The following is a 25,025-nucleotide window of genomic DNA, read 5'->3' on the forward strand; positions in this document are numbered from 1 at the left end:
CCCAGGACTGGTCGCTAAACACATCAGTTAAAATTTACATCGCCATACATGCCGGCCTGGTAATGCCCGGGAACGTTACAGGCAAATTCGATACTGTTGTTTTCGGCAAACTTCCAAACCACCTCCTTGCTCTTGCCCGGCTCCAGCAAAACACTGTTCGGATCATCGTGCTTCATAGAGTGACCATTACCCATGTCCATGTTCATCATGTCGTGGTTGAGCTGGCCGCCCTGGATAACGCCGTGCTCGACCATCATCATCATTTCGCCCTGGTGAGCCTCGTGCATAGCGGGTGTGCCAATATTGAATTCGTGCACCAGATTGCCTTTATTCTCAACAACGAAGCGGACTGTCTCTCCTGGCTTTACATCAATGGCTTCTGGCTCATAATAGTTATCGTGCATTTGAACAGTGATGGTACGGTTAGCTTCAGAAGCCTTGCCGGGCTCACCACTTGAAGCACCCTGATGGCCGCTGCCGTGGTTTCCGGCCGCAAAAGCCGTTGAGGCTGCCGACAGAGCCAGTGCAGAGACAAGCAACTTGGATACATTCATTCTTTAATCTCCTATGATTCGACGCTTACTGCGCTTAAATCGATTAACCCAATAGCGCTGGGCATGGATTCAAAAACCGACCTACCTTCTCGCATCAACCTGAATTCTTTCTGAAAATATGGGATAAATTATTGTTCAGGCTGGATTCAGGTTTGTCAGAGACACTGCCCGCACCCTTTTGAGCCAAATGCCCGCAAAGGAAATACGCCATGAGATTACTTTTGGTAGAGGACGATCATCTTTTAGCCGAAGGACTTGCAAGCCAACTCGAGAAAGCGGGATTTAGTGTGGACACTACCCATACCGCGAGAGAGGCCGTCATTCTGGGTGCGCAGGAGGACTACCGGGTGGGTGTACTTGATCTGGGTCTGCCAGACGGGAATGGGCTCGATGTCCTGCGAAAGTGGCGGGCAAGTAACGCCCGATTTCCGGTTCTGATCCTGACTGCCAGGGGGGATTGGCAGGACAAGGTGAACGGCCTGAAAGCCGGCGCCGACGATTACCTCTCCAAGCCATTTCAAGCCGAAGAGTTAATTGCTCGCCTGTATGCCATTGTTCGGAGAAGCGAAGGCCGGGTTCAGTCGTCGCTCAAGGCCGGCCCTTTCGAGCTGGATGAGAATCGTCAGAGCCTGAAGCTCGCCGATGGAACGGAGCACTCCCTGACAGGCACAGAGTTCCGGTTGCTTCGCTGTCTTATGAGCCGGCCCGGCCATGTTTTCTCAAAAGAGCAGCTGATGGAGCAGCTGTATAACCTCAGTGAAAGCCCAAGCGAGAACATTATCGAGGCCTATATTCGTAGGCTACGAAAGCTGGTCGGCCCAGACACGATTGCGACGCGGCGCGGCCAGGGGTATCTGTTCAATGAGACGACCTAGCCAGTCAAAATCTGTCCGCAAAACGCTTTTGCAGATGCTTGTCCCCGCGGGCATGGGCCTAATGGCACTGGCATGGCTGGTGCATGGCTCGTTACTCGACCGCATGTCCCGTGAGTTTGTCGAAAGCCGGCTGAAAGATGAAGTTGCCTTTCTGCAGCATCAGATTCATCAACAGGGTGGACAAATCGATACACTTCAAACCGGTGATTATTTTCAGGATGTGTTTCATCATGCTTTTGCCATCCACGCCGGCGGAAAAACCATCATTTCCCCCCAGTCCTGGCAGCATCTGATGCAGCCGCTTGTTCAATCGGAAGAGCAAGGGACCATACGCAGGACAGCCAGTGAAGTGCAAAAAGGGGCGCCTTCGAACATCCTTGCGTATCGCGAAACCTTTCAAGTGGACGGCCAGCCAATTGTCGTCATCGTGGCTGAGGACCTAGACGCACTCCAGAACAGCCAGTCAGAGCTGCACGCCTGGACGGCAATCCTTTCAATATTACTGATTCTTCTTCTCGTTGGTGTCATCTGGATCGGCATCACCCTCTCAATGCGACCGGTGGTTTCGCTCCAGGCAGCGCTCAAACGGCTTCAGGGTGGCGAAGTGTCACGTATTGATGTCAAGACTCCAGATGAGTTCCAGCCGCTGGTACTCCAACTTAACCAGTTACTGGATTCACTCGATCAACGACTGGAGCGCTCCAGGGATGCACTAGCCAACCTCTCTCACAGCATCAAGACCCCAATAGCTGCCGTTCGGCAAATCCTCGAGGATGCTGACCGACCGCTGGACGCAGACCTGAGAAACGAAATGGCCAATCGCCTTGGCGATATAGACCAGCAACTGGAAGCAGAAATGCGACGCAGCCGATTTGCGGGGCCTCAGGTTGGCAAAAGCGCCTACCCGGTGAAGCAAGCCAGAGATCTTTTATGGATGCTGGGCCGATTGTACCCTGAGAAATCTTTCGAGTTATCAACGGAATTAACCGAGGAGCGCCGCTGGCCCATTGAAGAGCATGACCTGAACGAAATACTCGGCAACCTTTTGGACAATGCTGGCAAGTGGTCCTCTCGGTGCGTCGAATTATCGTTGAAAGAAAGCTGTGAACATATGGAGATCATCGTTTGCGATGATGGCCCCGGCGTGGCCGAAGACGCGACAGATCAACTGGGCAAACGAGGAATGAGACTCGACGAGCAAACACCCGGACACGGTCTGGGCCTGGCAATCGTTTGTGATATCGTTCAGCGCTACGGTGGCCTGGCGGTTTTTTCCAAGAGTCCCACTGGCGGGCTTAAAGCCGACATCTCGATCCGTCTTCCTACCCAGCCAACGGCTTCGGCCTGAGCCTGAATGCGACACTTCGTCGCGGCCCCATTATCTTTCATCCGCCAAGGAAACACGTTATATACTTATTCCCAATGGAGCACACTTGGCCCGGAGGGAAATGACCATGAGAAACATCCTGACAACAGCAATGCTTGTTGCGCTATTGCCGACGTTCACACAGGCTCAGCAGACTGACCAGACACCCGATCAATTGGTCGCCGAGGCACGATCCAAAGTACAGGCCTTTGGCAGTTCCCTGAAGCAGGCTCTGCAGAGCGCAATCAAGGAGGGCGGCCTAGCCAATGGCATTGCTGTCTGCAATACCGTGGCACCGGAAATCGCCGCCCAAAACAGCAACGACGGTTGGCAAATCAGTCGTACCAGTTTACGTGTTCGCAATCCCGACAACACGCCAACCGACTGGCAGGAGATGCAACTGAAAGCTATGCAGGAGCATCCGGTCAAGAATGGAAAGCCGGTTGAAATCTGGCGTATCGGAAACACCGACACCGGTAATGGCTTTGAGTATATGCGCGCCATACCAACACAAAAACTTTGTCTCGGGTGCCATGGTAAGTCCATTGACCCTGGTGTGCAGGCAAAGCTCAATGAGCTTTACCCCCAAGACCAGGCCACCGGCTTTTCGGAAGGAGACCTTCGCGGCGCCTTTATCGTGACCTACCGACCTGAAACTAACTAAAACGGCAACACTGCCGCTACCTGGCAAGCCAGCCACCGCCTCCCTCAGTGGACCGGTGGCAGCGCCCCCAAGAAATACCCAATCAATGTCTCGAAACCCGGAACTGCTCGATGGTTGCTCTCAGGGTTTCTGCCATGGTCAGCAAATCTCCGGCAATATGGGCAGTCTGCTGGGCATCCCGGGAGGTTTGCTCGGCGGAGCGGCTTATTTCAATCACATTAAGGTTGATGGATTCAGATACTTCGCTCTGTTCGTTGGCAGCACTTTCCATCTCCTGATTCAGATCCGTAATCTCCCGCACGGCCGCAGCGATGTTCTGAAGTTCTGACTCCACCTTGAGGATCGCCTCTACCTGGGACTCCGCCATGCCCGAGGCATGGCGCATGGTGGCAACACAATCAACCACTTCGTTTTTCAGGCCATTAATGGTTTTGCGAATGTCTTCGGTGGAATCCTGAGTCCGTGACGCCAGCGCTCGCACCTCATCAGCAACCACGGAGAACCCCCGCCCCTGCTCGCCCGCACGAGCCGCCTCGATAGCGGCATTCAAAGCCAGCAGATTGGTCTGGTCCGCAATCGTGGAAATCACTTCAAGCATATCTGTCATTTGACCCGTGCGCTGATCCAATTGCCCGATACGCTGCGCACCGTTCTGCACTTCGGTATTGAGGGCCTCAATACCGTTCACCGCCTCCCGCGCCAATTGTTCACCGTTACTCGCCGATTCGGCAGTATCTGCGGATTTTCGGGTTGTATTGATCGCATTTTCACGCACCTGAACGGACGAAGCCGCCATCTCCGTCGTCGCACTGGCCACCTGGTCGGTGTTGTCACGCTGAGCCAGCACTTCCCTTTCCGTTGTTTCTGCCTTCCCGGCGATGTTTCGAGCTGCCTGCTCCACCTGCCCGGCATTATCCATCACCGTATTCATGCTTTCCCGAATCTTGGTCATCATACGGTTGAAGGCACGAGAAACTGAGCCGATTTCATCATTGCGGGAAACATCCAACTCAATGGTGAGGTCGGAATTTCGGGAAATTTCATCCATGCGATCGTGTAGCCGGCGCAATCTGGAAAAAACGAGCCGCCCCAGAGCGAATGCCGTCAGGAAAAAGACGGCGGCGAAAATCACTACCTGGATTCCACCACTGGTCAGAAGCTCACGGTGCAAGCGGGCGTCACTGTCTGCGAGAGAGTAATCGACACGAATCGCGCCAAGGACATCCCCTTCCTTCGCCTGGTGACACCCAAGGCAATTCACCCCCTGATAATCTTCTCTGGCGATAACCGGCTTGATCAATGTGAACACCCGGCCTTCCTCATTGCTGGAATACAGCTCCACCCGCTCTCCGGAAAGAGCTCTTTTATCTTCAGGCTCGCGGGTCTGTTCCGTTGCTGTGCCACTGCCAAACATCCGGTTCAGGTGATCACTCCGGATGACGCGGACATCCAGAACATCGTTCGGAGCCATGACTTTATCGCGCAGCATGTCACGGTTACCAATGGTGCCCGTGACCATCATGGTGTTCAGCCCGTCGAAATAGGACTTGGCCAGGCCATCAACGTATTTTTGGCTGTATTCCTCCATGTGGTCACGCTGGGAATCGGCACTGTAGAGTACCGTGAAAACCAGAACCAGAGAGAAAGCCGCAGCCAACGCAGCGAGTAACAAAAAGCGAATGGAGTATTGTTTTTTCATGGCAACCCGGCAAAAAAGAGACGACCACCAAGCGGCAGTGCGGAAATGTTTTGCAATCAGCTTCGACGACTAATCGTCACCAAATCTTATAGAAGTGCGTCAAGTTTTTACTGATTCAAATCAGATCCGAGACATTTACTACCGAATTCCCAAGCAAACGAAGAGTTATTCCCAGCTGGCCCGAAAAATGCTTTGCCTTAATCCAGACAATGATATTTCGGCAAACGATACCGAAAGCCGATGGAGGAAACCCAGCCATGTCCATACTGACGTCTCTGATCCGGGCCAGCACCCAATTTCAGCAGGCAATGGAAAATCGCCCGTCACCGGCAAGCCCCGACGATGGCAGTCATGCCAAGGCAGAGGGTTCGAAGCCGGAGGCCATTGGCGCCCCCGGAGATGACCGGTTTACTCCCTCAGGGGAAGCAGGCGCTGATCCCGCCAGCATGAAAGCCAGAAAGCTGGCCATGACGGAATACAAGCAAACAGTGGGGCAGGATCTTGCCTTCGTTCGTGAAACACTGCGGCACAAGCTTGCCGAATATAACCTGCACCCGGCAACTTCGGTCAATGTCAGTAAAAGCGCAGCCGGCACTCTTCAGGTAGAAGGCAAGATTGCCGAGGAGACCAGAGCTCGGGTGGAAAGCGATCTCAACAACAACAAAAATTTCAAGGACGCGCTCGGCAGGTTGAGCGCAAACGAGCCCGCACTGCATTTCATGGACAACGCGCTGAAACTGAACCAGGCATATGGGGTAAACAACCCATTGCTTGATACATTGATCAGCGAGAATCAGCAGTTCAACGGTCTACAGGATCTGGTCCACCGCTACGACACTCTGCGCCGCTCCGCTGGCACCGAGCACATCGAAGCGGCAGGAAACACCGGGGGTTATGCGTTCAACCTGAACGCACGGGCCTAGAAATCACACTTCGAAAGGCGCGGGATCCCCTTTCCCCACCCGCGTCACTACCGGTGCTTCACCGGTGAAGTCGACCACGGTGGTTGCTTCCATCCCACAGAAACCACCATCAATGATCAGATCCATCTCGTGTTCCAAGGTATCCCGGATTTCATAAGGATCCGTCATCGGCTCGGATTCTCCGGGCAAGATCAGCGTGCTGCTCATGATCGGCTCACCCAACTCCCCCAGCAACGCTTGCACAATGGCGTTGTCCGGTACCCGAACACCCACGGACCGCCGCTTGGGATGCAGCAGTCGGCGTGGCACCTCGCTGGTGGCATCGAGGATAAAGGTATAGGGTCCTGGGGTGAACGTCTTCAAGAGCCGATACTGAGTGTTGTCCACCTTGGCATAAACGCCGATATCCGAGAGGTCCCGGCATACCAGCGTAAAGTTGTGCTTGTCGTCGAGGCGGCGGATTCGCTTTATCCGGTCTGCCGCCTGCTTGTCGCCCAGATGACAGCCAATGGCGTACGCAGAGTCCGTTGGATAAACAATCACTCCACCCTTGCGCAATATATCCACAGCCTGATTGATCAGGCGCTTCTGGGGCGTTTCCGGGTGAATCTGGAAAAACTGACTCATGAGCCTTCCCCCCGACTGAGACGCGCCGCCATTGCGGGATCCGTTTTCGAGCCACCCATGCAATTGGGCGAATCAGGCACTGACTGGCCGGTAGCCTCCCACTCTTCCGGCGAATACAGATGCAACGCAAGAGCGTGTACCTCGCCGGCCAGCTCTTCCGTCAGCACTTTGTATATGGACTGGTGCCGTTTTACCTTCATCTGCCCTTCGAAATCGGGGGAAACCAGGGTTACCTTGAAATGGGTTTCTGAATTCGGGGGCACACTGTGTTTGTGGCTTTCGTTCTCCACCCGGAGGATTCGGGCGTCAAAAGCATCACCCAGTTTCGTTTCAATGGCGTTCTGGATCTTCATAACTCAATGACTCTCCACAGTCTTTCTTTATCCCCAGTCTACTACACAAAACGCCGGCCACCCGAACCTTGACACCAAAGAGCCAAACAGCCACATTCCCACACCGTTCCAATCGCACTGACAACCATGCACCTTTACATCGCTGAAAAACCAAGCCTTGGCCGCGCGATCGCCGCAGCTCTGCCCGGACCACACCAAAAGGGTCCGGGCTGGATTCGCTGCGGCCAGGGAGACGATGCCGCCACGGTCAGCTGGTGCATCGGTCATCTTCTGGAGCCGGCCGAGCCAGCCCGCTACAACCCCGCCTGGAAAAAGTGGCGCCAGGAAGACCTCCCCATGTTTCCGGAGAAGTGGGAGGTCATGCCCAAGGATAGCGTGCGCCAGCAGCTCAAGGTGCTTGATTCCCTGATTCGCAAGGCCGATACCATTACCCATGCCGGCGACCCGGACCGCGAAGGCCAGCTGCTCGTAGATGAGGTCATACGCTATTTTGGCGCAAAATCGCCGGTCCACCGGGTACTGATTAACGACTTGACGCCGACCGCAGTGGCAAAAGCCATCGGAAGCCCGAAAGATAACAGCGAGTTCCGCCGGCTTTCCCACTCAGCCCTGGCCCGTCAACGTGCCGACTGGCTTTACGGCATCAACCTGACCCGCTTTTACACCCTGAGCTATCAGCAACAGGGCGAGCAAGGCGTTTACTCGGTCGGCCGGGTACAAACACCGGTTCTCGGGCTCGTGGTGGAGCGCGACAAGACGATTGAACATTTCGAGCCAAAGCCGTATTACCGGATTGAAGCGACGTTCCGGGCTCAGGAAGAAGAAGCTGACCAGCAGCCCTTCACCGCACGCTGGGTGCCTGACGAGCAGATTCAGGACTACCTGGATGAGGAAAACCGGCTACTGGACCGAGCCACGGCGGAGAGAATCACATCTGACGTCCAGGGGCGTCCTGGCAAGATAACCGAATCCCGATTCCGGGATCGCCCGGAAACACCGCCATTGCCGCTCTCACTCTCAGCCCTGCAGATTGAAGCGGGGCGCCTGTTCCGGATGGGTGCCAAGGATGTACTCGACACCGCCCAAAACCTGTACGAACGCCATCAGCTCATCACCTACCCCAGGTCGGATTGCAGGTATTTGCCGGAAGGCCATTACAACCAGCGCGAGCACGTAATCCACGCCATAGGCAAGGTCGCCCCAGACCTGGCAGAGGCCTGCGGAAAATCCGACCTTAATCGCCGGACCGCGGCCTGGAACGACAAACAGGTGGACGCACACCACGCCATCATCCCCACCAGCCGCCTGTCACCCAGCGGCAAGCTCAGTGATGCCGAGGAAAAGATTTACGGGCTGATCAGCCGTTATTATCTAATGCAGTTTGCCGCGGACGCCATTCACCGGGAAGGCCGACTGACAGTGAGAGTCGCGGAGCACAGGTTTCGCGCAACTGAAACCGCCATTCTTGAACCAGGCTGGAAATCCCTCGAGCTCAAGCTACGGGAAAACCGATCGACACCGGAGAAGGCACCCCTGCCCCGGCTGAGCCAGGGCGAGCCGGTATTCTGCGAAGACAACACTATTGCTGAGCGGAAAACTCAGCCCCCACAGCACTTCACCGACGCCACGCTGTTGTCGGCAATGACGAATATTGCCCGTTTTGTAACCGACACCGAACTTCGCAAAACCCTCAGGGAAACCGACGGCCTGGGCACGGAAGCGACCAGAGCTGCGATTATTGACACGCTGTTCAAGCGCGATTACCTGTATCGCGACAGCCGCCATATACGAGCCACCGACAAGGGCAAGGCCCTCATTGGCGCCCTTCCGGAATCGGTCAGCAAGCCCGACAGGACAGCCGTATGGGAAGCCACTCTGGAAAGCATCCGGCGCGGCGAAGGCGACCCCCGAAAATTTCTGGAAACCCTGAAAGAGGAAATCCGGGGCTTTATTCACAGCCCCCGGAATGCACCCTCCAGTGACAGAGTGGGTGAACCGTTAACGGATCAGGTGCACTGCCCGAAATGTCGCGCCCCGATGACCGAACGGGAAGGCAAATTCGGACGTTTTTTTGCCTGCACACGGTACCCGAACTGCAAAGGCACCCGGCCCATAGAAGACTCCGCGCCACGAGACGGAACGGGGCAGAAACCGGTACCATGCCCCCATTGTTTTTCGCCACTGGTGCGGCGAAAAAGTAAAAAGGGATGGTTCTGGGGCTGCAGTAATTTTCCCGCCTGCCGACAAACACTGGATGACGATGACGGAAAACCTGCTATCCGTTTACGCAAATCTACATAACGACACTGAATGCGCACTCGCATTTTGGGATAATTACTTGGTATAGCTGGTGAGTCGGCCTGATCAACAGGCTATCGACGCCACCACAGAAGCAACAAACTCCGGGAGAAGCCTCATGCGGATCGCTCTGCTAGAAGACGAACATGAACAGGCTCAGCACGTTCAATCGGTTTTATCCGAGCGCGGCCACCACTGCGACAGCTTCCCCTCTGGCCAGTCTTTTCTTAGCGCGGTTCTGCATCGCAGTTACGACCTGCTGATCCTTGACTGGCAGATTCCGGATATGACCGGCATTGATGTTCTGCAAACAGTGCGAGAACAGATCAACTGGGGTATTCCGGTGGTTTTCCTGACCCAGCGGGACAGCGAAGCCGACATAGTCCGTGCCCTGGATGCCGGTGCCGATGATTACCTGGCCAAGCCCGCCCGGGAAGCCGAGCTTGTGGCTCGAATTAACGCTCTTGCACGGCGCAGCAATCCGGACAACGAAAAAGAAGTACTCAGGTACGGCCCTTTTGAAATCAACACTCAGCAGCGCACCATCAGCCTTCATTCCGAGGAACTGACACTGACCGACAAGGATTTCGACCTGACGCTTTTCCTGTTCCAGAACCAGGGCCGGCTACTGACTCGCGAAATGCTCCTTGAACGGGTATGGGGGCTTGCCCGGGACATCAATACCCGCACCGTTGACACACACATGAGCCGGCTTCGTCGCCGACTCGGGCTGAACCCGGAAAATGGTTTCCGGATTAAAACCATTTATCAGCGCGGCTACCGACTGGAAGCCATGAAGGCCGAAGAACCGGACCATGTAGAGGGCACCATTGAGACCGATCGGGCAGTAAATGGGTAAAACGGGGTTGTTGCACCGCATTTTTCGGGCGCTTTGTTCGCCTGTGCTTCTGGCACTGGCGCTCTCTGCCCATGGCGAACTGTCGGTCACTCAGGGATCGGCAACACCTGTATCGGACTCAGCGTGGAATTCGGTACCCGAATGGGTCTACACCTTGCGTCCGGGTGAGAGCTTTTCCGGGGTGATGCAAGACCTGCTGGCACCGGGCTTCACAAGCGGCCGGGTGTTGCAGCATAACGGTATTGAAACTCGCACACTCGTGTCTGAGGGAGACCGCATTCGCATCCCCCTTGCCTGGCTCAAACGACAGCCCGATCCCGCCAGGGTTACCTCGATTTCCGGAGCCGTCCATTTCATTTCCGGCGCCGACGGTCGCAAGCTGCCATTGACCCGTGACACCCTGATTCGTGTTGGTGATGAAGTTCTGTCCAGCTCCGGTACCGCCACCATTGAACTGGCCGATGGCTCCAAGGTAAGGCTTTCACCCAGCTCACACATGGTATTCAACCGCCTTACTCAGTACGGAAAGTCGGGCATGGTAGACACCCGTCTGCGCCTGAACAAAGGTGAAGTACACACCCGGGTAAAGCCCGTTATTGAAGGTGGAGCCCGATTCGAGATTTCCACACCTTCAGCGGTCGCAGCCGTACGTGGCACCGCGTTTGCCATACAAACCTCCCCAGAAGGCACCAACCTTCAGGTTACCGACGGTGTTGTGGACTTCGGTGCACCCGGAAAAACCCGGAGGATCCCTGCCGGCTACAGCGCGAGCGTGTCTACCCAAAGCAACAGTGGACTGAATATCCGCCGCCTGCCTCCGGCACCCGAAGTAAATCCCTTGCCGCCAACGCTGAACCGGCTTCCGACAGAGCTCACCTGGACACCAAGCGCCGCCCCTCGGCATCAACTGGACATCTTCGAGGCGAAAAGCGGTCGCTGGGTCGAGAGCCGGCAGGTAAAAGGCGACAATTTCGATATCAGCCTGCTGGACAACGGTGACTACGAGATACATCTGGCTGCCCTGAATCGCTATGGCATCGCGGGCATGCCTGCCATTATGCCAGTGGAGATTGACCTGCAGGCCCAGGCGGCCGACCTGGTGTCGCCGGTGAACGGCGGCACAGCCAATGATGACATGCCGGAATTCCAGTGGAGCCTCAATGGCAATAACGAAGTTGCCAGACTTGAAATTGCCGGAGATGACAGCTTCCGGGAATTGATCGCTACCAGCGAATGGGCACCAGAAACCTCAGCCCTTCCCTCCAAGCCTCTGAGCCCCGGTCAGTATTATTGGCGTGTGGTCACCGAGGCCGGCGGAACCTCGGTCGCCAGCAGTAAACCAAGAACACTGCTGGTTAACGGCAGCCTGCCACCGGTCCGGATCATCAGTGTGAACTATGTGGACAGCCAGGTTCGGGTATTCTGGGGGAAGGTGGATACCGCCAAGGAGTACCGGCTTCAGCTTTCCGAGGAACCCGGATTCAACAACATTATCAAAGAAGCAACCCTCGCGGATACAACCGCGGCCTTGCGTCTTATTCCCGGAAGGCGGTATTTTGTGCGCCTCAAAGCTCTTTCTGAAGGCCCGCTGACAAGTCGGTGGGGACCCGGGAGGGAGTTGTACCTGGAATAACCCATTGATCGAACGTCGCACAGCAGGACTCATGAACCGGGATTGGCTGCCAATAAAAACGACTCCCTGGACCATGGGCCTGGCACTGCTGGCGCTCCTTTTACTTATCCAGGCTTCCGCCTTTCCACGCCAGCTGGATCTCTGGCTGCTTGACGAGGCCCTGACCACCAACCCGCCTCCCCGCTCTGACGACGTTGTAGTGATCGCAATTGATGAGCTCAGTCTTGATCGACTTGGCCGATGGCCCTGGCGCCGGAATATCCACGCCGAGCTGACCTCAAAGCTCAGGGACGCGGGCGCTAAAACGATCGTCTTCGATATTCTGTTCTCTGAACCCTCTGCGGACGACGCCGAGCTGGCGGATGCAATGAGAGCCCATGGTAATGTCATCCTGCCCATTTACCTGTCGCCGCCGACGTCCAACTACCTCTTGAGCGAGCAACTCCCCTCGGCACCACTAGCGGCTGCAGCCTATGCCCTGGGCCATGCCCATGTTGAACTGGACGACGATGGTGTTGCACGGGGTCTGTATCTTTTTAACGGCCTTGGCACACAACTCTGGCCCAGTCTTTCACTGGCAGCCAACGGCGAAGAACCGCGAACTCTGAAGACGCCGGAAGCCCCCACGTTCGTAAATGTCCGCGACGACTATCGGATCGTGCCTCTTTCAGGAGGGGCAGGCTCATTGCCCACATACTCCTACGTACAGATACTGAACCAGCCCCCTGCGCCGGAGCTGTTCAAGGACAAAACCGTGTTTGTCGGCGCGACAGCTGCGGGCTTCGGAGATATTCTGCCAACCCCTTTCTCGGGCCTGAGCCGCCCCATGTCGGGTGTAGAATTCCACGCAAACGTCTTTTCGGCTGACAGCCAGGCGCTCCTGATCAGCCAGGCACCGAAGTGGACCGCGTCGGCGCTCATTCTGTTTACCATTATCTGTATGTCACTCGCACTGCCCCGAATGCGTCCCGCCAGGACCCTCGCAGCATGCCTTGCCGCGGTGACAGTCTTGCTTGGCATTTATCTTATGGCTCTTTTTGCAATGAGGCTCTGGGTACCGGTTGCCAACGCCCTGGCCGTCCCCCTCCTGGCATTACCATTATCGAGCGGCCTCCGCCTTGCAATGACCAACCGCTTCCTCAACAGGCAACTTGACGAACTGGCAAGGAGCCCACAGGTAACTCTCCCGGAACCGTCCCGCAGACATCCGACTCAGTTGCTCGAACACTTCCAGGCGTTATTTCAGCCCCAGGGATGGATTCTTGAGCAGGGGGCCGATCTCCTATCGGTAAAGGACATGAACGCCAGCGACACCCCTGAAAACCTCTCACCCGGCCAATGGCGACACAGCAGCAATCAAAGCTGGATCCGCCTTGTTCGAGGCAATGCCTCTTACACCCTTGGCCTTACCCTGCCCAATGACCTCAGCCGCGAGGCTATTCAGCGCTATCTTAACAGGCTCGACCTGGAAGGCCCTGAGACGCGTCACCGGGTACAAAAACCGAGCGAAAATATATCGGCCCGAATTGAGAGAGTGCGGATAGCGACGGAACGCATGAATCACATGCAGCAATTCATTCGTCGCAGCTTTGAGCGTATGCCCGATGGCATCATCGTCACCGATGAGCTGGGCGTCATCCGTTTCGCCAACGGTCACATTGAGGAATGGTTTCAGGAACCCATGCCAAGCCTCGGCGGCCTGCCGCTTGCGCGCCTCCTGGAGGGCCACGACCCGAGGGAGACGCCCCCCTGGCACGAAACCGTTTCCGACACCCTTACACTGCTGCAGAGCCGCACTGTTGACCTGCGCGTCCGGAACATGGACTTCCTCATTCACTTCGCACCATTCGCTCTCCCAGAGAGCAACCAGCACGGCATCATCGCCAACATTTCCGATATTTCAGAGCTGCGGGAACAGCAGCGCCAGCACCGCGAAGCCATTGACTTCATTTCCCACGATGTTCGCTCGCCTCTGGTATCTCAGCTCGCCCTGATCGAACAGCTGAAACGAGATCCCAGCCACATCGAAAAAGCCCAGCTAGACCAGCTAGGTCGACTGGCCCGGCGCAGCTATCACCTCGCTGAAGAATTTGTTCAGCTTGCCCGAGCTGAACAGCTCACTGAAACACGGTTCTACGAATGTGAATTTCTCGCCATTGTCGAGAATGCCCGAGACAGCGTCAGTGAGCAGGCAGCAGAGAAAGGCATTCACCTTCAGCTTCAGGGTACCGAGGACCTATGGCTTCGTGGCAATGCAGAGCTGCTCGAGCGGGCGGTAATCAACCTGCTCACCAATGCGGTCCAGTACAGCCCAGCGGGGTCTGCGATAAGCATCCAGGTCTTTCCGGCAGGGCACCAGGCCTGCCTTACCATCGCGGATGAGGGGAGCGGAATCGCCCCCGAGGAGCTGCCCCACCTGTTCGACCGTTACCGGCGCCAGAAAAGCAGTGAACTGGCCGGCATACACGGTACGGGGCTGGGCTTGTCGTTTGTGAAGATTGTGGTGGAAAAGCACAGGGGAGAAATAACAGTGGCTTCAACACCGGGTGAAGGTTCTGTGTTCACCCTGAAGCTACCGGTTTCGGATCCCATCGCCTGAGACTGCATCGCTTCAGGCATCTGTGGGGAGAAGGCTTTATGACTGGATCGATTTACTGACAACCTGTGACGGCTCACTGATCAAACCGTTGGTATCCTGAACCTGAATCGTGAAGTACCAGGTGCCATTGTCCAGCCCGCCGATCTCATAAGACATTTCGGCCTCTGCCTGAGCATTGGTTACGACAACTTGCTCCGACAGGTTGCCCGAATCCTGGCCATAACGGATGACATACTTGTCCAGCTCTCCCATCGGGATACTGTCACCGTTTACACGAGTAAGCGGTGCGCTCCAGCTCAATACCGCGGTCCGGACGTCATTGGGTGACCCTGCACCTGACGAGCCAGCACTGGACGTCTCCGAGGAACCGCCTCCACATCCTGTGAGCAATACCCCAACTATAAACGCGGCAATCCATGCCTTCGACATTTTTATGACGCGCTTCATGTAAATCCTGCACCATTTTTCCGACGACTTTGTGAAATTGTATAAAACGGTGCCGAGTATGAATGTGAAGCTTGTCGATTCTCCAGTTACAAAATTGTCAATTTTTCGTCAGGAACTGGTAATGAAGTACGCAAAGATACTGATATCGGGGCACTTTTATGCTGAATGAGAAGCACAAGCTACGAAAGTGGCTCTTGATAAAATTGGCGATCGGGAAAAAGGGATTTTCTGCCATTCCAAACGCAAAAAAGGCAGACCAGCTACTCACTGATCTGCCTTCTTCTAATATGGTAGCGGGGGCAGGATTCGAACCTACGACCTTCGGGTTATGAGCCCGACGAGCTACCAGACTGCTCCACCCCGCATCAAAACTGGTTGTTTACCGGGGCAACCCCCGATCAACGTGCGCGTATACTAAGGATTGACGAGCGCGCTGTCAATCGCTATTTTCGAACAGATCCGTTGGATATCGCAAGTCCTCTACGGGAGCCGAGGCCGGTTGCGAGCAAAGGCCGATCTGTTCGATGGCTTCCTGCACGGGTCGAAATGATTTCCTGTGCTCTGGCGTAGCCCCCAGACGGAAGAGCGCCTCCAGATGTACAGGTGTCGGATACCCTTTGTGTTTCGACAAACCATAGCCCGGGTAAACTTGCTCCAACGCTTCCATTTCCCTGTCACGGGTCACTTTGGCCAGGATGGAAGCCGCGCTGATTGCCTCTACACGGCTATCCCCTTTCACCACAGGCTCGGAGCGCCAAGCCCATTTCGGGCAACGATTACCGTCAACCAGGACATACTCCGGCGCTGGTTTCAATCCCGCTACGGCACGTTCCATTGCGACCATGGTGGCCTGATAGATGTTCAACTGGTCGATCTCATGAGCCTCGCAACGCCCAATAGACCACGCAACAGCATGCTCCCGAATATGCTCGTAGAGTACATTGCGTTTTTTCTCGGTGAGTTTCTTTGAATCGGCCAACCCGGCTATGGGCCTATCCGGATCGAGTATGACGGCAGCGGTAACAACCGCGCCGATTAAGGGGCCACGACCAACCTCATCAACACCCGCCAGAAGACGGCCCTGATACGCACACTCGAAAGGAGGCAGGTCAACGCGCGCCATGGTTTATTCTCTCCTCCAACAACCCAGAGATCGCGGTGGCCGCTTTTTCATCAGCATTTTGCCTGAGGGTGTGATGCAATCCGGTGAACGCCCGCACCAGCTTCTCCCGCTCTTCCCGGTTTTCCAGCCTTTCCAGCACGGCGGAGCCAAGAGACTCTGGAGTTGCGTCATCCTGCAACAATTCGGGAACCAGGGCATCTTTGGCCAACAGGTTAGGCAGTGCTACATGGGGGACTTTGACCAGTCGGGACAACAAGGCGTAACTGAAATTACTCAGCCGATAGCCAACCACCATAGGCTTTTTCAACAGCATGGCCTCCAGCGTCGCGGTACCTGAGGCCATGAGAACAACATCCGAAGCCGCCATCACGTCGCGGGATCTGCCACGTACGATGGTAACTGGCAGCTTAACTTTCAGGGCATCGACCAGGTCCCGCACCTGCTTCTCCCGTTCACGGTTCACACAGGGGATAACCAGCTGCAGATCCGGACGCTTTTCCTGAATCCAGCGGGCTGCTTCCAGAAAAAGGGTGCCCAGTCGTTCCACTTCACCAGCCCGGCTTCCAGGCAATATCGCCAATAAGGGTGCACTGCCATCAAGACCCAGCTCATGTCGTGCCTTGCCGGTTTCGGGAATCATCGGAATTCGGTCTGCAAGAGGATGGCCGACAAAGGCTACCGGCACCTGGTGCTCCTCGTAGAAGCGCGCTTCAAACGGAAACAATGTCAGCATCAAATCAACCGACTTGGCAATCTTGAAAATCCGTTTCTGTCGCCAGGCCCAGACAGAAGGGCTGACATAGTGAACCGAGGGAATACCGGCGTCACGGCAGCGACGCTCTATGGCGAGGGTAAAGTCGGGCGAATCAATGCCAATGACCAAGTCCGGTGGCGTGGTAAAAAAGTAATCCAATAAACGCGCCCGGATGCTGAACAGCTCCCGGATACGGCCCAGCACCTCCACCAGCCCCATCACGGACAGGCGCTCCATCGGCACCAGGGAGTGGAAGCCTTCTGCAATCATCTCGTCGCCACCGATGCCCACAAAGCGCGCATTTGGATAGCGGGCTCTGAGCGAACGGATAAGGCCGGCGCCGAGAATATCTCCCGATGCTTCACCTGCTACGATACCGAAGGTCACTTTGCGATTGCTGACAACCGCCGCTGAAGAACAATGCTGCACCGAGAGGCTCCCGCCGCTTTAGCGGATAATGCCGCGGTGAGCTCCTCGCAGGGAGTCAATGAGGGGCTTTACTTCCACAACGTCGGAGAAAGCCGTATCCAGCGCGTCGACAGCCTGTTCCGTCGTCAGTCCCTGGCGATAGATGATCTTGTAGGCGCGGCGAAGACAAAGAAGAACGTCCTTGCTGAAGCCTCGACGCTTGAGACCCTCCACATTCATGCCGTGAGGCTCGGCTGATTGGCCACTGGCCATGACATAGGCAGGAATGTCTTTCAGCACGATGCTGCCTCCCGCGGCCATGCTGTGAGGGCCAATGTTACAGAACTGATGAACCATGGTCCCGCCACCCAGGATGGCGAAGTCTCCCACATTCACATGGCCTGCAAGCGTCGCACAGTTGGCAAGAATGGTATTGTCGCCAACCAGACAGTCATGAGCGACGTGCACATACGCCATGAGCAGGTTGCCATTGCCAATGCGGGTTTCTCCCCGGTCCTGAACCGTACCGCGATGAATGGTACAGTTTTCACGGATAACGTTATCATCACCGATAATCAACGTTGTCGGTTCACCAGCGTATTTCTTGTCCTGGCATTCCTCTCCGATACTGGAGAACTGGAAAATCCGGTTGTTACGACCGATTACGGTCGGCCCCTTAACGACCACATGGGAGAGGATTTCAGTCCCCTCGCCAACTTCAACACCAGGGCCGATGTAGCTCCAAGGACCAACGGTTACGTTGTCCGCCAATTTGGCTGATGGGTCTACAATCGCTTGAGGATGGACACCCGACCAGTCATTTGTCGCCATCAAACTTCTCTCTCAGCGGTCAATATCTCTGCCACACACACGACTTCACCGTCGACCAGTGCCCGACAATCAAATTTCCAGATCCCGCGTTTGCTGGAGATCAGCTCCGACTCCATACTAAGACGATCTCCCGGCAGCACGGGACGCTTAAAACGTGCTTTACTGGATCCAGCCAGATATTGTACCACGCCATCTGATGGTTTCCGTTCCACGGTCACAAAACCAAGAATACCTGAGAGCTGGGCCATCGCCTCTATGATCAGCACGCCCGGCATAATCGGATTTCCAGGGAAGTGACCTTGAAAGAACTGCTCGTTAAACGAAATATTCTTGTAGCCCTTGATCAACTTCCCTTTCTCAACTTCCGTTACCCGATCCACCAGTAAAAACGGGTAACGGTGCGGCAAATATTCCAGAATTTCGTCGATATACATCATCTTGATCGGCCTCAGCCCTCTAATTTCTTTTCCAACTCTTTAACCCGCCGAGCCAAGGCATCCAGCTGACGGAAACGCACAGCATTCTTGCGCCATTGCCGGTTGGTATCCGCACTGGTACCGGAGGAGTAAACCCCCGGATCCCGGATATCACCGGTGACCAGCGTCATGCCGGTCAGGTGAACCTGATCCCCGATCTCCAGGTGCCCGGCTACACCCGAGGCGCCGCCGAACACACAATGCCTGCCAATTCGGGTACTGCCGGCTATCCCGACCATCGCAGCCATGGCGCTGTGATCACCGATCTGAACGTTGTGGGCAATCTGAATAAGGTTATCGAGTTTTACGCCATTCCCGATCACCGTGTCATCGAGTGCACCCCGATCAATCGTGGTGTTAGCACCTACCTCTACATCGTTACCCAATATCACTCGCCCCAGTTGGGCAATCCGGTGCCAAACGCCTTTCTCGTTGGCAAACCCGAAACCATCCGAACCAATAACCGCGCCACTGAGGATATGACAACGCTGCCCCAGGACCACATCATGGGCCAGGGTTACCCTGGGCCGAATAACAGTCCCCTCGCCTATGCGAGTCCGGGCACCAATGACAGATCCAGCACCAACAACTACTTTACTGCCTATCTCAACGCCGGCTTCAATCACCACATTGGGACCGATACACGCGTCCGCAGCAACCTTTGCCGCGGGATCAATAACAGCAGACGGGTGGTTGCCCGGCTGAGCAACCGGGGCTGGGTCAAACCAGTGGCTGAGCTGGGCGTAACCCAAGTATGGATTATCCAGTAACAGGGAATTGGTGGGACAATCTCCGGCGGCACCCGGAGAGACAATCACCGCCGACGCAGCCGTGTCCGCCAGGTATTTCGCATACGACGGGTTTGCCAGAAAGCTGATCTGCCCTTCCCCGGCTGCTTGCAGAGTTGCAAGGCCGGACACCCGGGTTTCGGGGTCTCCCCGCAGCTCGGCTCCCAGCGCTTTGGCGATCTCATCGAGCCGATAGGACCTTTCTGTCATTGCGCTCTCCAAAAGCTTTCCGGGGCCGGAGCACCCTGACTCATTAACGGTTCAGTTTTTCGAGAAGCTGAGTCGTCAGGTTCATCTCAGGCTTCACATAAACGACAGCCTCACTCGGAAGGATCAGATCAAGATCGTTTTCCTCCAGCAGCTCTTTGACTGCCGCATCCACACCCGGGCGTGCCTGTTCCAGAAACGCTTGCTTACGCTGGGCAACAGTACTGTCCAGTCGCTGCTTGAGGAAATTGAACTCTTTGACTTTTTCCTGGAATTCGCCAGCCAGCTTATTGCGCTCGCTTTCGTTCATCATGGCACCGTCTTTTTCCAGACGCTCTTTAAGTTTGCGAGCCTCTTCCTGTGCGTCCCGGACCTTCGCTTCGTCTCCTGCAAAGTCTTTCTGCAGGGTCTCACTGAAGCTTTTGGCATCGTTTGAAGAAAATAATGCCTGTCGCAAATCCACAACACCAATTCGGGTTTCTGCCATGGCGGAGAACGAAAGCACCATCATGGCGGCTGCAATAATCATTGGAATTCGGGACATCGGGTTTCTCCTGTATTTCATCCATTATTTTTTATTCTGAAGCCACTCACTAGAAAGTCTGGCCAAGTGAGAACTGGAACACCTGGGTATCGTCTCCGTCTTTGTCATTAAGCGGCTTCGCCAAGCTGAACGCCAGGGGACCGACAGCGGTTATCCACTGGAAACCGACACCGACGGACATGCGCAACTCCGCGGGGTCCGGATCGAAGCCCCGCTCGGGGTCGAAAACCTGACCGGCATCAAAAAAGAACGCCGTGCGCATTGAGCGAGTGTCACCGGCAAAGGGCGTAGGGAAAATCAGCTCAAGACTACCTTCGGTCAGTAAGCTCCCACCAAACGGATCAGGTTCTGACAGATCGTTGGCAGCATTGGTTGCCAGCGGTCCCAGAGAGTTTGCCTCGTAGCCACGTACAGATCCATAGCCACCGGCATAGAAGTGCTCATAGAAGGGCATCCTTGTCCTGTCCCCGTAGCCGTCACCATAACCGATATCAGTGCGAGCTCGCATGACCCAGCTTCCGGAGTCCGTCACAGGGTAATAGAAATCCGTCTTGTGACTGACTTTGTAGAAAGTAAGATCACTGCCCGGAACCGCGACATCCAGGGATACCGAATGACTGTAGCCGTCTGTGGGCAATACGCCCCGGTTCAACGTGCTGCGGCGCCAGCTGCCAAACAGGAAGTAATTATCGAAGGAATCACCTTCTTCATCGATAAAGTCCCTAACTTCCTGAGAGGTAAAAACGCCCTCCTTCAGGTTCGAAAGGGTATAGCCAACACCAAAATTCAGGCGGGTAATATTATCGGTCGGGTAACCGAAGGTGAGACGTCCACCATACTCATCCAGCAGGTAGGATGAGATATCTTCTTCTGCATAGTCTGTTTGCCGGGCAAACAGACTGAACCCGCGGCTAACGCCATCGACCGTGTAATACGGGTTCAGATAGGAAACATTAGCGCTTTTGACCGAGTCACTCACGTTTACACCGAACGAAACCCGTTTGCCTGTGCCAAAGAAGTTGTTTTCCGAGACATTGGCACCGAGAATCACCCCGGAATCCTGCGAGAAGCCCACAGACGCAGAGAGGCTGCCGGTAGGTTGCTCTTCCACGCTGTAATTTACGTCTACCTGGTCATCGGTACCCGGCACCGGAACCGTATCCACATTCACCGTCTTGAAGAAGCCGAGGCGCTCCAGACGGGTCTTGGAGAATTCGATACGGTCAGATGAGGCAACGCCACCTTCCATCTGGGTCATTTCCTGGCGCAACACATCGTCACGGGTAGAGACGTTGCCATCAAAATTGATTCGACGGACGTAGGCTCGCTTGCCGGGTTCCACGAAGAAAGTCACGGCAGCCGTGTTGTTTTCACCCGGTTCAGGGACAGCATTAACATTTGCAAACGCATAACCTTCCCGCCCCAGACGGAATGAAAGTGCCTCGGAAATCGCGGTCATGCGTGCACGGGAGAACACATCTCCCTCTTCAACGGGAATCAGTTTACGCAACTCGTCTTCGCCAACAATCAGCTCACCCCGAAGGTTAACCTCCGAGATCGTATATTGGGGCCCTTCGTTCAGGGCAATGGCAATAAAGACCTGTTGCTTGTCCGGAGAGATGGATACCTGACTGGATTCCACATTGAAATCCAGATAGCCACGGTCAAGATAAAACGAACGCAGGGTCTCCAGATCGCCACTCAGCCGTTCACGGGCATACTTGTCAGAGTTGGTGATGGAGTTCCACCAGCTGCTGGTCCGCAATTCGAATAGATCCAGCAACTCTTCGTCACCGAAATCCTCGTTGCCTACAATATTAATATGCTGGATGGCAGCAACCGTTCCTTCGTTGATGTCCAGGCGAATGGAAACCCGGTTTCGCGCCAGCTCGTCGGCCGTTGCCTTTACCCGAGCGTTGTATCGCCCCTGGGCAATATACGACCGCAGAATCTCCAACTCCAGACGCTCCAAAGTGGCCCGACGGAACACCTGCCCTTCCTGAAGGCCGGCGCCCGCAAGCGCATCCATGAGCATCTCGGTCTCAATGTTTTTGTTGCCCTCGATCTCGATAGAGCTGATTGAGGGGCGCTCGCGCACCATCACTATCAGAACACCGGCATCGCGACTGGCTTCTATATCGGTGAAGAGGCCAGTCTGAAACAGGGACTTGATCGCATCAGCGAGCCCTGATTCGTCAATCTGCTCGCCAATATTAACGGGAAAGGCAGAAAAAACGGTGCCTGCAGATACCCGTTGCAGGCCTTCTACCTCAATATCCGCAACCGTGAATTCATCCGCAAAAGCTGGCTTCATGCCGGTTGCGGCAACAGCGAGGCCAACGGCTACACCTAGAAGAGAACGTCTCATTCAAATATTTCGCCTGGTTAATGCGCGTAAGGAGCTCGCAATTCTCACAACCGCATCAGGTCGTTGTAAAGAGCAAACACCATTAATGTGAGAATCAATGCCATACCAATTCGTAATCCGAGCGCCTGGGCCTCATCGGAAAGAGGCTTACCCCGAATTGCCTCGATGGCATAGTAAACGATGTGCCCGCCATCCAGAACCGGGACTGGCAGAAGGTTGAGGACGCCGAGACTGATACTGAGATACGCCAGAAAGCGCACAAAGTCTTCGAACCCGGAACTCACGCTGGCCTCAGCCACGCGCGCAATCGTAATCGGACCGCTGAGATTCGTCGGAGAGAGTAGCCCGGTTGCCATCTTCTTGATGGCAACCAACGTCAGCCGGGTATCTGACCAGGTTTCGCTAAGCGCATTCGGGATCGCGGCCAACGGGCCGTAACTGATATCCCGGAGCACGTCATCCGGCCACTCTACAGACTGAACGCCCGCCCCCACAAAGCCGATAACCGTGCCATCCTCAAGGGCCTTGGCCGCTGGCGTAACCTTGACAGACCGTTCAACACCGTCACGCTTGACCGCAATATCCAGAGTCTGTTCGGGCGCGCTCTGGATATGATCCACAAGATCAAACCAGCCTTCTACCGGTTCACCGTCAACAGCCAGTATCTGGTCACCGGTTTCAAGCCCAGCCTGCTGAGCTCGCCCGGCATCGGAAATCTGACCAAGAATGGCCGGCACTTCCGGGCGCCACGGAGTTATTCCGAATTCACTAAGCGGATTGGGGGTGTCGTCACTCAGACGCCAGCCATCGAGCTCTCCAGTGATGATGCCACGGGCACTATTTCCACTGACGTCGATAGCGATTTCACCCTGCTCACCGGCCCTTTCCAGCAGCCGCATGTTGACGTCTCGCCAGGACGTAACCCGGTGACCGTCTACAGCGTGGATCTCCATTCCCTCACGCAACCCCATCCGTTCGGCAACCGTATCTGGCGACACCTCGCCGACGATTGGCGCAACCGACGTTACACCGACAACGCTCAGAACCCAGTAAGCAAAGACCGCAAAGATAAAATTGGCAATCGGCCCGGCGGCCGCGATCGCGATTCGCTGCAATGGCGGTTTGGAGGTAAATGCCTGGTCTTTGAGCTCCTCCGGAACCGGTCCCTCCCGCTCATCCAGCATTTTGACATACCCGCCCAGCGGGATGGCGGCAACGGCGAATTCTGTACCACGGCGGTCATACCAGGAAAAAAGAGGCTTGCCAAAGCCGACTGAAAACCGCAGGACTTTTACACCACAGCGGCGCGCGACCCAGAAGTGGCCGTATTCATGAAGCGTCACAAGGATGCCCAGCGTAAGCGCTAACGCCAGAATGGATTCGATAATCTGCATAGCATTCCCGGTTGTTGGCTAGGGCACGACAGCAAATCGCTGCGAATTTCAGACAGTTAACAGAGCGATCTGTTCCATTGCACGTTCCCGTGCTTCGGTGTCTTTGGCAAAAATCGTCTCAAAACTGTCCGCAGACACCACCGCAGTAGCTGCCAGTGTCCGCTCTATGATAACGGGGATGTCCGAAAAACACAGGTTACCTGCGAGAAAGGCCGCTACCGCCACCTCATTGGCTGCATTCAGCACGGCCGGCGCCGTACCTCCGGATTCAAATGCTTCCGCGGCCAGCCGGAGACATGGGAACCGCACCAGGTCGGGCGGCTCGAAGTGAAAACGCCCGATCGAAAACAGGTCCAGAGGCGCGACACCGGCATCAATTCTTTCGGGCCACGCCAGGCCATTGGCAATGGGCGTTCGCATGTCAGGGCTACCCAACTGCGCCAACACGGAGCCATCCACGTATTCGACCATGGAGTGGATGATGCTCTCGGGGTGTACATGCACTTCCACTCTCGCCGGCGTCGTATTAAACAACCAGCAGGCCTCGATCAGTTCCAGCCCCTTGTTCATTAAAGTGGCGGAATCTACAGAAATCTTCTGGCCCATGGACCAGTTGGGGTGCGCACACGCCTGTGCTGGAGACACCGAGCGCAAGGACTCAGCACTGGACTCCCGAAAGGGACCTCCCGAGGCGGTCAACAGAATACGGGTAATACCCGCACTTTCCGGATCCCGGATCTTGTCGGCAGGCATGCACTGGAAAATCGCGTTGTGCTCGGAATCGATGGGAAGCACTTCGGCGCCGGACGCCGCCACTGCGTCCATGAACAACTTTCCGGACATCACCAGAGCTTCTTTGTTAGCCAGCAAAACCCGCTTACCAGCCCGTACAGCAGCCAAAGTCGGGGGTAAACCGGCCGCTCCGACAATGGAGGCCATCACCGTATCCGCGTCTGACGCAGAAGCAACCTCACAGAGCCCCTCAGGACCACTCTTAATGCGAATATCGGGAAGGTCCGATAACAATCCGGCAAGTCTTTCCGCTGCAGCGGGATCGGCCATGACGGCAACGTCAGGCCGGAACTCCCGACACAGCGACGCAAGCTCCTCCGCCCGGGTCCCTGCAGTCAAAGCGTAAACTGAAAAGCGATCCGGATGGCGCCGGATCACATCAAGCGTATTGAGGCCAATCGACCCGGTGGCGCCAAGAATCGTTATGCGTCGCGCTACCATGG

The 25,025-nt window shown here is 55.7% G+C and carries 22 protein-coding genes and 1 tRNA gene; 8 read left to right on the forward strand and 15 right to left on the reverse strand.

Annotation, left to right across the window (positions count from 1 at the left end; translation table 11 throughout):
• Positions 1-23: 23 nt before the first annotated feature.
• Entirely contained in the window at positions 24-554 is a 531-nt protein-coding gene (locus tag BKP64_RS08450; RefSeq protein WP_070968494.1) for a cupredoxin domain-containing protein, read from the reverse strand.
• Positions 555-763: 209 nt separating this feature from the next.
• Between BKP64_RS08450 and BKP64_RS08455 the strand changes: the two genes are divergently transcribed.
• From BKP64_RS08455 to BKP64_RS08465, 3 genes are all read left to right on the forward strand, one after another.
• Positions 764-1,429 (forward strand): response regulator transcription factor, encoded by a 666-nt coding sequence (locus tag BKP64_RS08455; RefSeq protein WP_070968496.1) that lies wholly within the window; start codon positions 764-766, stop codon positions 1,427-1,429.
• Positions 1,416-2,777: a sensor histidine kinase gene (locus tag BKP64_RS08460; RefSeq protein ID WP_070968498.1), complete on the forward strand. Its 1,362-nt coding sequence runs from the start codon at positions 1,416-1,418 to the stop codon at positions 2,775-2,777. Before BKP64_RS08455 ends, BKP64_RS08460 begins: the two co-directional genes overlap by 14 nt.
• A gap of 100 nt (positions 2,778-2,877) precedes the next feature.
• Positions 2,878-3,459 carry a Tll0287-like domain-containing protein gene (locus BKP64_RS08465; protein WP_083329185.1) on the forward strand — a complete coding sequence of 194 codons (582 nt, stop codon included), beginning with the start codon at positions 2,878-2,880 and terminating at the stop codon, positions 3,457-3,459.
• Between the two features lie 82 nt (positions 3,460-3,541).
• On the opposite strand, the gene BKP64_RS08470 is transcribed toward BKP64_RS08465, so the two are convergent.
• Positions 3,542-5,158: a methyl-accepting chemotaxis protein gene (locus tag BKP64_RS08470; RefSeq protein WP_070968501.1), complete on the reverse strand. Its 1,617-nt coding sequence runs from the start codon at positions 5,156-5,158 to the stop codon at positions 3,542-3,544.
• A 257-nt stretch (positions 5,159-5,415) separates the two neighbouring features.
• Here BKP64_RS08470 and BKP64_RS08475 point away from each other — a divergent pair, with 257 nt between their 5' ends.
• Positions 5,416-6,081 carry a hypothetical protein gene (locus BKP64_RS08475; protein WP_070968504.1) on the forward strand — a complete coding sequence of 222 codons (666 nt, stop codon included), beginning with the start codon at positions 5,416-5,418 and terminating at the stop codon, positions 6,079-6,081.
• Between the two features lie 3 nt (positions 6,082-6,084).
• On the opposite strand, the gene BKP64_RS08480 is transcribed toward BKP64_RS08475, so the two are convergent.
• Both BKP64_RS08480 and BKP64_RS08485 read right to left on the reverse strand, forming a co-directional pair.
• Positions 6,085-6,708, reverse strand: coding sequence for an L-threonylcarbamoyladenylate synthase (locus tag BKP64_RS08480; RefSeq protein ID WP_070968507.1), 624 nt, complete (start codon positions 6,706-6,708; stop codon positions 6,085-6,087).
• Positions 6,705-7,061 carry a BolA family protein gene (locus tag BKP64_RS08485; protein WP_070968509.1) on the reverse strand — a complete coding sequence of 119 codons (357 nt, stop codon included), beginning with the start codon at positions 7,059-7,061 and terminating at the stop codon, positions 6,705-6,707. Before BKP64_RS08485 ends, BKP64_RS08480 begins: the two co-directional genes overlap by 4 nt.
• A 126-nt stretch (positions 7,062-7,187) precedes the next feature.
• On the opposite strand from BKP64_RS08485, the gene BKP64_RS08490 reads away from it, so the two are divergent.
• The 4 genes from BKP64_RS08490 to BKP64_RS08505 all read left to right on the forward strand — a co-directional run bounded on the left by BKP64_RS08490 (position 7,188) and on the right by BKP64_RS08505 (position 14,450).
• On the forward strand, positions 7,188-9,362 hold the full coding sequence (locus tag BKP64_RS08490; RefSeq protein WP_070968512.1) for a DNA topoisomerase III: 2,175 nt from the start codon (positions 7,188-7,190) through the stop codon (positions 9,360-9,362).
• A 115-nt stretch (positions 9,363-9,477) separates the two neighbouring features.
• Positions 9,478-10,218 (forward strand): response regulator transcription factor, encoded by a 741-nt coding sequence (locus BKP64_RS08495; RefSeq protein ID WP_070968515.1) that lies wholly within the window; start codon positions 9,478-9,480, stop codon positions 10,216-10,218.
• Positions 10,211-11,851: a FecR family protein gene (locus BKP64_RS08500; protein ID WP_070968518.1), complete on the forward strand. Its 1,641-nt coding sequence runs from the start codon at positions 10,211-10,213 to the stop codon at positions 11,849-11,851. Before BKP64_RS08495 ends, BKP64_RS08500 begins: the two co-directional genes overlap by 8 nt.
• Before the next feature lie 31 nt (positions 11,852-11,882).
• The gene (locus tag BKP64_RS08505; protein WP_070968520.1) at positions 11,883-14,450 is read left to right on the forward strand and encodes a CHASE2 domain-containing protein; all 2,568 of its coding nucleotides are present in this window, start codon (positions 11,883-11,885) and stop codon (positions 14,448-14,450) included.
• Between the two features lie 36 nt (positions 14,451-14,486).
• Here BKP64_RS08505 and BKP64_RS19510 read toward each other — a convergent pair whose 3' ends face one another.
• The 11 genes from BKP64_RS19510 to ispC all read right to left on the reverse strand — a co-directional run bounded on the left by BKP64_RS19510 (position 14,487) and on the right by ispC (position 25,023).
• A complete protein-coding gene (locus BKP64_RS19510) occupies positions 14,487-14,897 on the reverse strand; it encodes a fibronectin type III domain-containing protein (RefSeq protein WP_227515545.1) in 411 nt (136 codons plus the stop codon).
• 288 nt (positions 14,898-15,185) lie between these two features.
• Positions 15,186-15,262: transfer RNA gene (locus tag BKP64_RS08515), tRNA-Met, on the reverse strand.
• A gap of 71 nt (positions 15,263-15,333) precedes the next feature.
• Entirely contained in the window at positions 15,334-16,020 is a 687-nt protein-coding gene (gene rnhB / locus BKP64_RS08520) for a ribonuclease HII (protein WP_070968523.1), read from the reverse strand.
• Positions 16,007-17,203 carry a lipid-A-disaccharide synthase gene (gene lpxB, locus BKP64_RS08525; RefSeq protein WP_070968525.1) on the reverse strand — a complete coding sequence of 399 codons (1,197 nt, stop codon included), beginning with the start codon at positions 17,201-17,203 and terminating at the stop codon, positions 16,007-16,009. The genes rnhB and lpxB overlap by 14 nt, the downstream gene beginning before the upstream one ends.
• An 18-nt stretch (positions 17,204-17,221) precedes the next feature.
• The gene (gene lpxA, locus BKP64_RS08530; protein ID WP_070968527.1) at positions 17,222-18,013 is read right to left on the reverse strand and encodes an acyl-ACP--UDP-N-acetylglucosamine O-acyltransferase; all 792 of its coding nucleotides are present in this window, start codon (positions 18,011-18,013) and stop codon (positions 17,222-17,224) included.
• Entirely contained in the window at positions 18,013-18,450 is a 438-nt protein-coding gene (fabZ, locus tag BKP64_RS08535; RefSeq protein WP_070968529.1) for a 3-hydroxyacyl-ACP dehydratase FabZ, read from the reverse strand. Before fabZ ends, lpxA begins: the two co-directional genes overlap by 1 nt.
• 11 nt (positions 18,451-18,461) lie before the next feature.
• On the reverse strand, positions 18,462-19,487 hold the full coding sequence (gene lpxD / locus BKP64_RS08540) for a UDP-3-O-(3-hydroxymyristoyl)glucosamine N-acyltransferase (protein WP_070968530.1): 1,026 nt from the start codon (positions 19,485-19,487) through the stop codon (positions 18,462-18,464).
• Between the two features lie 43 nt (positions 19,488-19,530).
• Positions 19,531-20,028 carry an OmpH/Skp family outer membrane protein gene (locus tag BKP64_RS08545; protein WP_070968533.1) on the reverse strand — a complete coding sequence of 166 codons (498 nt, stop codon included), beginning with the start codon at positions 20,026-20,028 and terminating at the stop codon, positions 19,531-19,533.
• A gap of 49 nt (positions 20,029-20,077) precedes the next feature.
• Positions 20,078-22,396 (reverse strand): outer membrane protein assembly factor BamA, encoded by a 2,319-nt coding sequence (gene bamA / locus BKP64_RS08550; RefSeq protein WP_070968537.1) that lies wholly within the window; start codon positions 22,394-22,396, stop codon positions 20,078-20,080.
• A gap of 44 nt (positions 22,397-22,440) precedes the next feature.
• Complete coding sequence (gene rseP / locus BKP64_RS08555; protein ID WP_070968539.1) at positions 22,441-23,790, reverse strand: RIP metalloprotease RseP; 1,350 nt, start codon at positions 23,788-23,790, stop codon at positions 22,441-22,443.
• Positions 23,791-23,838: 48 nt separating this feature from the next.
• On the reverse strand, positions 23,839-25,023 hold the full coding sequence (gene ispC / locus BKP64_RS08560; protein ID WP_070968542.1) for a 1-deoxy-D-xylulose-5-phosphate reductoisomerase: 1,185 nt from the start codon (positions 25,021-25,023) through the stop codon (positions 23,839-23,841).
• Between the last annotated feature and the right edge of the window lie 2 nt (positions 25,024-25,025).

The sequence above is a fragment of the Marinobacter salinus genome, assembly GCF_001854125.1.
GTDB classification, from domain to species: Bacteria; Pseudomonadota; Gammaproteobacteria; order Pseudomonadales; family Oleiphilaceae; genus Marinobacter; species Marinobacter salinus.

Bases quoted from the DNA above. Each gene is read 5' to 3' on its own strand.
- BKP64_RS08450 (WP_070968494.1), bottom strand. From the start codon at position 554: ATGAATGTATCCAAGTTGCTTGTCTCTGCACTGGCTCTGTCGGCAGCC.
- BKP64_RS08455 (WP_070968496.1), top strand. From the start codon at position 764: ATGAGATTACTTTTGGTAGAGGACGATCATCTTTTAGCCGAAGGACTT.
- BKP64_RS08460 (WP_070968498.1), top strand. From the start codon at position 1,416: ATGAGACGACCTAGCCAGTCAAAATCTGTCCGCAAAACGCTTTTGCAG.
- BKP64_RS08465 (WP_083329185.1), top strand. From the start codon at position 2,878: ATGACCATGAGAAACATCCTGACAACAGCAATGCTTGTTGCGCTATTG.
- BKP64_RS08470 (WP_070968501.1), bottom strand. From the start codon at position 5,158: ATGAAAAAACAATACTCCATTCGCTTTTTGTTACTCGCTGCGTTGGCT.
- BKP64_RS08475 (WP_070968504.1), top strand. From the start codon at position 5,416: ATGTCCATACTGACGTCTCTGATCCGGGCCAGCACCCAATTTCAGCAG.
- BKP64_RS08480 (WP_070968507.1), bottom strand. From the start codon at position 6,708: ATGAGTCAGTTTTTCCAGATTCACCCGGAAACGCCCCAGAAGCGCCTG.
- BKP64_RS08485 (WP_070968509.1), bottom strand. From the start codon at position 7,061: ATGAAGATCCAGAACGCCATTGAAACGAAACTGGGTGATGCTTTTGAC.
- BKP64_RS08490 (WP_070968512.1), top strand. From the start codon at position 7,188: ATGCACCTTTACATCGCTGAAAAACCAAGCCTTGGCCGCGCGATCGCC.
- BKP64_RS08495 (WP_070968515.1), top strand. From the start codon at position 9,478: ATGCGGATCGCTCTGCTAGAAGACGAACATGAACAGGCTCAGCACGTT.
- BKP64_RS08500 (WP_070968518.1), top strand. From the start codon at position 10,211: ATGGGTAAAACGGGGTTGTTGCACCGCATTTTTCGGGCGCTTTGTTCG.
- BKP64_RS08505 (WP_070968520.1), top strand. From the start codon at position 11,883: ATGAACCGGGATTGGCTGCCAATAAAAACGACTCCCTGGACCATGGGC.
- BKP64_RS19510 (WP_227515545.1), bottom strand. From the start codon at position 14,897: ATGAAGCGCGTCATAAAAATGTCGAAGGCATGGATTGCCGCGTTTATA.
- rnhB (WP_070968523.1), bottom strand. From the start codon at position 16,020: ATGGCGCGCGTTGACCTGCCTCCTTTCGAGTGTGCGTATCAGGGCCGT.
- lpxA (WP_070968527.1), bottom strand. From the start codon at position 18,013: ATGGCGACAAATGACTGGTCGGGTGTCCATCCTCAAGCGATTGTAGAC.
- fabZ (WP_070968529.1), bottom strand. From the start codon at position 18,450: ATGATGTATATCGACGAAATTCTGGAATATTTGCCGCACCGTTACCCG.
- lpxD (WP_070968530.1), bottom strand. From the start codon at position 19,487: ATGACAGAAAGGTCCTATCGGCTCGATGAGATCGCCAAAGCGCTGGGA.
- BKP64_RS08545 (WP_070968533.1), bottom strand. From the start codon at position 20,028: ATGTCCCGAATTCCAATGATTATTGCAGCCGCCATGATGGTGCTTTCG.
- bamA (WP_070968537.1), bottom strand. From the start codon at position 22,396: ATGAGACGTTCTCTTCTAGGTGTAGCCGTTGGCCTCGCTGTTGCCGCA.
- rseP (WP_070968539.1), bottom strand. From the start codon at position 23,790: ATGCAGATTATCGAATCCATTCTGGCGTTAGCGCTTACGCTGGGCATC.
- ispC (WP_070968542.1), bottom strand. From the start codon at position 25,023: ATGGTAGCGCGACGCATAACGATTCTTGGCGCCACCGGGTCGATTGGC.